This is a genomic window from Candidatus Vampirococcus lugosii, assembly GCF_018420025.1.
Classification (GTDB): Bacteria; Patescibacteriota; Gracilibacteria; order Absconditabacterales; family Absconditicoccaceae; genus Vampirococcus; species Vampirococcus lugosii.
In genome coordinates this window covers 1-6,280 of record NZ_JAEDAM010000063.1, presented here as the reverse complement: position 1 = coordinate 6,280, position 6,280 = coordinate 1, and the positions used below count along the sequence as shown (strand labels likewise).

The 6,280-nt window shown below is 21.4% G+C and carries 5 protein-coding genes and 2 pseudogenes; 4 read left to right on the top strand and 3 right to left on the bottom strand.

What is annotated here, in order from left to right; genetic code table 25:
* Positions 1-268: 268 nt before the first annotated feature.
* The 3 genes and pseudogenes from VAMP_RS04275 to VAMP_RS04265 all read right to left on the bottom strand — a co-directional run.
* Positions 269-556, bottom strand: a pseudogene (locus VAMP_RS04275) (hypothetical protein); the annotation flags it as partial.
* A gap of 113 nt (positions 557-669) precedes the next feature.
* Complete coding sequence (locus tag VAMP_RS04270) at positions 670-807, bottom strand: hypothetical protein (protein WP_213349690.1); 138 nt, start codon at positions 805-807, stop codon at positions 670-672.
* A gap of 430 nt (positions 808-1,237) precedes the next feature.
* Positions 1,238-1,801, bottom strand: a complete 564-nt coding sequence (locus VAMP_RS04265) for a hypothetical protein (RefSeq protein WP_213349688.1) — start codon at positions 1,799-1,801, stop codon at positions 1,238-1,240.
* 271 nt (positions 1,802-2,072) lie between these two features.
* On the opposite strand from VAMP_RS04265, the gene VAMP_RS07120 reads away from it, so the two are divergent.
* The 4 genes and pseudogenes from VAMP_RS07120 to VAMP_RS04245 form a co-directional block, all read left to right on the top strand.
* Positions 2,073-4,376, top strand: a complete 2,304-nt coding sequence (locus VAMP_RS07120) for a type I restriction-modification system subunit M (RefSeq protein ID WP_213349686.1) — start codon at positions 2,073-2,075, stop codon at positions 4,374-4,376.
* On the top strand, positions 4,369-5,229 hold the full coding sequence (locus VAMP_RS07115) for a restriction endonuclease subunit S (protein ID WP_213349683.1): 861 nt from the start codon (positions 4,369-4,371) through the stop codon (positions 5,227-5,229). The genes VAMP_RS07120 and VAMP_RS07115 overlap by 8 nt, the downstream gene beginning before the upstream one ends.
* 203 nt (positions 5,230-5,432) lie before the next feature.
* A pseudogene (locus VAMP_RS06310) lies at positions 5,433-5,582 on the top strand (restriction endonuclease subunit S); the annotation flags it as partial.
* A 156-nt stretch (positions 5,583-5,738) separates the two neighbouring features.
* A partial coding sequence (locus VAMP_RS04245) for a hypothetical protein (protein WP_213349681.1) occupies positions 5,739-6,280 on the top strand: 542 nt, incomplete at its 3' end.

The window sequence follows — 6,280 nt, the reverse complement described above, 5'->3', positions numbered from 1 at the left end:
ATTTGATAGTACCTGTATTCATAATAGTTATTATAGTAATTTTTTAAAAAACGAAACAATATAATATTTAATAGTATGTATTAGTATATATTAGTCTCATATGTTTATATATATTGTTTTTTCTAAAAAAATCAAGAGAAAATTAGAGTATTTTTTGTAAATATAAATATATTTTATCAAAAAATAAAATAATTATAAAAACAAATATAATTAATATCAAAAACGAACACAACTAACATATTCCTCTTATAAACAATCCTAGTCTATATTACACATTATTTTCTAACCATGGGGATGTAAGTTGTCAAGGTTTTGGTTTTTCATCTGAAAAATAACTTAATAAATATCAATCCAAAGTAATTTGAGATATTACCATTATCATCGTAGGTAATTTTAAGATACGAGGTATTACATAAGGAACTTCTGGACCTAATAAAGCTTTATGTCTTCATCACTTTGGTTTTAAATTATTAAAATTTAAAGCACCACGCAGGAGTCTAAATTTTGATGGCTTAATTTCATTTTTATAAATTCTTCTAGTGAATTCCATCCACCAAAGACCATCTAATCAAATAGGATCAAATGCAATAATTAAAGGTTCTCAACTAAAAGGACATTCTGATATTTTTATACGAGGAATAATTTCATCATATTTGATTCTATATTCTTTTATATTAACAGTAATTTCATATTTTTTTTATTGTCTAATGGGTTTTTTCGATCTAAAGTTGAAAGCTCTAAGATTGCTTTTTCTGTTTCTTGTAATAAAATATTACTTTTTTCTTTATCAAAAATAGGTATTTCCATAATTAATATTTTTTATATATAAAAATTAATCATATAAAATAAAACATTATTTGTCAATATATAATATTTAGAATTTAATTTAAAAAAACTCAAGAATAAATAATTCTTGAGAAAATAAAAGTTATTATTGAGTAGCATATTTCATAGCAATAAGCTTTGGGATGTTTTTTTTATCTTTACATTGCCCAACCCTTTTATTTCTAAAAAATTTTTTTTCATACACAATAAGTTTGGGATATGCACCTCCTTCCTTATGTATAAAAAATTTTCTAGTTTTTCCATCTGGAAATTTTAATACTATATATTTTAACATTTTTATATCCCCAAAAGTTTTAATTAGAAAAAATTTTAATATTGATTTTTATTTAAAAGTCAATCTAAAAATAAAAAATAAAATATTTATTTATATATTTTTTATAAAAAATATTATTTAGTATATTATAAAAGACATATACAATATAACTATTAAAAGAATCATAATAGCAATATATACTAATAAACTATATATACTTATTTTAAACGAAATTATATAATATAATTTTTCTTGTTCCTTATTATTTTTATCATTTAATCTAAAATATTTTAAAACCAAGTATATAACAAGTAGAAGAATAAAAAATTGAGGTACTAAAGAATCAAATATCCGTAATTGTGTATAAAATAAAATCAATTGTATAATTAATAACATAATATTTATTATAATTAAGTCTAATATTGTGCTTTTATAATTTAATTCTCTTTTAAAATTAAGTTTATCTTTATAATTAAATAAAATTTTATTATAAAAATAATAAATTATTGAATTAAAAATAATAAATATGAATATAATAAAAAAATATAAATCTTCATCTGACATAAAAAAATCTATATTTTCATCTCAATCAAAAAATTCTATATTTTCATCTCAAGTAAAAAAATCTATATATTGATCTCAAGTACTAGAATCAATATTTTCACTTGAATAAAAAAATTCTATATTTTCATCTCAAGTCATATATTACAATTTATATTAATATATAAAAAAAATAAATTTTAGTTAATATATAAAAAATATTAATAATTTCAATATATTTTAAACTCATCTTTATAGAACAAAATTTTTAAATCATTCTTATTTGAAAAATCTTATATATTATTTTTTTTTAATCTTAATTTAAGTTTTTTTCTTTTTAATAAAACAAACATTAATTTAAAATTGAAATAAATATTTTTTTATATATTATAGAACAAATTATTTATTTACTTTTTAATTAAAATAATAAAATATGTCCAAACTAACTTTACAACAATTAGAAAATCATTTATTTGAAAGTGCTGATATTTTGAGAGGTAAGATGGATGCATCCGAATTTAAAGAATTTATTTTTTGAATACTTTTCTTGAAAAGATTATCTGATGAATTTGAAGCTGAATATGAAAAAACTTATAACAAAAATATAAGTAATTGATTTACACAAGAAGAAGCAAAATTGGAAACTGATAATATTTCAAAAAGATTTAGTTTTTATGTTCCACCAAAAGCTAAATGGTCTTATCTAAAAGATTTAAAATTTGATATTTGAAGTGAATTAAATAAAGCTCTTCATTCTCTAGAAGAAGCAAATCCCAAAAAATTAGATTGAGTACTTGGCCATATAAATTTTAATGTAAAAAAATGAAAAAATAAAATATGAGACCAAAAACTTCAAGAATTTTTGATTCATTTCAATAAAATAAGATTGAGAAACGAAGATTTTGAATTTCCTGATTTATTAGGTACTGCTTATGAATATCTTATTAAATATTTTGCTGACACTGCTTGAAAAAAAGGTTGAGAATTCTATACTCCTGCTGAAGTTGTAAGACTACTTGTCCAAATAGTAGAACCAAAATCTTGAGAAACAATTTATGATCCTACTGTATGAAGTTGATGATTTTTGATACAAGCAAAAGAATATGTAAAAGAACAAGAAAATTCTAACAATATTTCTTTAAATTGACAAGAAAGCAACTGAACTACTTGGGCGATTTGTAAAATGAATATGATTTTGCATTGAGTGACAAATCAAGATATTCAAAATGATGATACTCTTGAAAAACCTCTTCACAAAGAATGATGAGAACTAAAAAAATTTGATAAAATACTTGCAAATCCCCCATTTTCTCAGGATTACAAAGAATCAAATCTTGAATACAAAGAAAGATTTCAAGTAATGATGCCAGAAAAATCAAAAGCTGATTTTATGTTTTTGCAACATATGATTTCAAGTTTGAAAAATAATTGAAAACTTGCTTGTGTATTGCCTCATGGAGTGCTTTTTAGATGATGACCAGAAAAAAATTATAGACAATATTTATTAGAAAATAATTTACTTGAAGCTGTGATTTGATTGCCTTGATGACTTTTTTACTGAACTTGAATTCCTGCTTGTGTAATTGTGATAAACAAAAATAAATCTGAAAATATGAAAGATAAAGTGATTATCATAAATGCTGATAATGAATTTGCTGAATGAAAAAATCAAAATAAATTAAGACAAGAAGATATACAAAAAATAACTACTGTTTACAAAGAAAAAATTGAGCTTGATAAATATTCTAGTATTGTAGATTTTGATTGATTTGCAAAAGAAGATTTTAATCTAAATATAAGAAGATATGTAGACAATTCTCCAGAAATTGATCCTCAAAATGTTAAAGCTCATTTAAATTGATGAATTCCAAAATCTGAAGTAGATAGTAAAAAAGATTATATAAATAAATTAAATTTTTATGCTTCAAGTTTACTTACCAAATTAGATGATGATTTTTATAAATTCAATGATACTATAAACAATAAAGAAAATATCAGTGAAAATATAGAAAAAGACACTTGAATAATTAGCAAAGAAAAAGAATTAAAATCAAAATTAAATGATTTTTATGAAAATATGTGGCAAGAACTTCAAAATATGAATAGTGATTTTGATTTGTATGCTTTTAGAAAAAAACACTTACAAAATATAAAACAAGACTTATCTGATCTAAATGTGTTTGATGAACACCAACTTGCAGGTATTTTTATGAATTGGTGGAAAGACTTAAAAAATGATTTCAAAACTGTTAAATCAGTAGGTTTTGTGGATACTCTTATAGATGAAGATTTTATTATAAATGAGCATTTTCAAGATTTAAAAAATAATCAAGAAACACAAGAAAATAAAAAAGATGAGATAAATAGCAAGATAGAAGAGGAAAAAACAGAAGCAGAAAACAATGAAGAAGATTATAAAATCCCCAAAAAATACAAAGATGAGATAAAACAAATAGACAAAGAAATCAAAAATATAAAATCTGAAATAATTGCACAAGTTGCATCTTGGAGAAAATCTTGTAGTCAAGAACAAGTAAAAGCACTTGTAAAAACAAAATGGAAAGAAATACTTGAAAATTATCTAAATAGAGATCTAAAAAGAGAAAAACAAGAACTTATTTCTTTTTTTGAAAATCTATGGGATAAATATAGAGTTTCTCTTAAAGATATAGAACAAGATAGAGACCAAACAACTACAAAACTTTCTAATTTTTTAACTGAATTAGGTTATGACTAATATAAAAGATATACAAATTCCTGAAGGATGGAAGGTGGAATATATTTATAATATTTTAGAATATGAGCAACCTGATAAATATCTAGTAAAATCTACTGATTATAATAAAAATAATTCTATACCTGTATTAACTGCAAATAAGGCTTTTATTTTATGATATACTGATGAAAAAGATTGAATTTATAATAAATGAGATGTTATAATTTTTGATGATTTTACAATGGATTTAAAATATGTTGATTTTAAATTTAAAATTAAATCTTCTGCAATAAAATTATTAACAAATATAAATAATTACAATTTAAAGTTTATATATTATTATTTATTAAATTTAAACTTAATTCCTGATAGTCATAAAAGAAATTATATTTCTGAAGTTCAAAATTTAATAATACATTTCCCTCAATCCCTTGCCGAACAACAAAAAATAGCTGAAATACTTTCAACAGTAGATGAAGCTATACAAAAAACTGATGATTTGATAGAAAAATACAAAAAAATCAAAACTTGATTGATGGAAGATTTATTTACAAAATGAATTGATACAAATACTTGAAAACCTCATACAAAATTTAAAGATAGTGAGTTGGGGAGAATTCCAGAGAGTTGGGAGGTAGAGAAACTAAGTAAAAGAATGAAAATAATTGGCTGATATGCTTTTAAGTCTAAAGATGAAACATATCATTGAATTCCTTGGTTAAAAATAGCAAATGTATGAATATGAAAAATTAAATGGAAAGAACAATCCTTTTTACCAGATATTTATAAAAGTATTTATAGTGATTTTTTAATTAAAGAATGAGATATAGTTTTAGCATTAACTAGACCATTATTAAATAAAAATCTAAAATAACTAAAGTATATAGTAATGATGGTATATCATTATTAAATCAAAGAGTTTGAAAGTTTAATTGTTTTAATATATATGATATATTTTCTTATTATTTATTTGTAAGTAGTTATTTTATAAATGCTATTGACATTGAAATATTATGAACTGATCCACCTAACATATGAACTGAACAAATAGGTGAAATTAAAGTAAAAATCCCAAAATCTCTTCAAGAACAACAAAAAATAGCAGAAATATTATCAAGTGCAGATGGAAAAATAGAAAAAGAACAAGCATATAAACAAAAACTTGAAAATATCAAAAAATGACTTATGAACGATTTATTGACTGGAAAAGTTAGAGTGAAGGTTTAGGATTTAAATTTTATTGAATGGATACTCATTTAGAATATTTAAAAGCATTTGAAAAAGAATTAAAAATTTTTTCAATTAAAGAAATTAGATAATTTAGTAGAAGAAAATAATTTTAAAATAGATGAAATAGAAAAAGAGGAAGATATAATAAAAAAAATGTTAAAAACAGGTATGCTAAGAGTTATTCAAAGAGTTAAAGATGAAAAAATATGGAATAACAATTTAAAAAAATATCCAATACTTAGAGATGAAAATAGGTATGATCCAAAAAACAAAAATACAAGACTTTTATTTTGAATTGATGTTTATAACATAAATTATATATATTGAAATTCAATTATATTTAGTCCATCAAATAATATAACTGCTGTATACTTTCAAAGCAAAGAATGAAAAGAAAAAGCTGAAGAATTGATTGACTTAATTGCATATATAGAGTATAGAGTTCTTTATATGGAAACTTGAAATAAAGAATTAGATGAAAAATTAAGGTCATTATATAATTATTGAATATCAAATGAATTTTTTGAGTTAGAAAAAGAGTTTTATGAAAGGATTAATTTTTACAAAACAAATAATTATATAGTTAATTTTAATAAAATACATAATCCAATATTATTATCATTATATCATACTTCTATAAAACAACCTGAACCATTATCAAAATGTGTTTTTTTGTTTAGAATAATTGAATATGC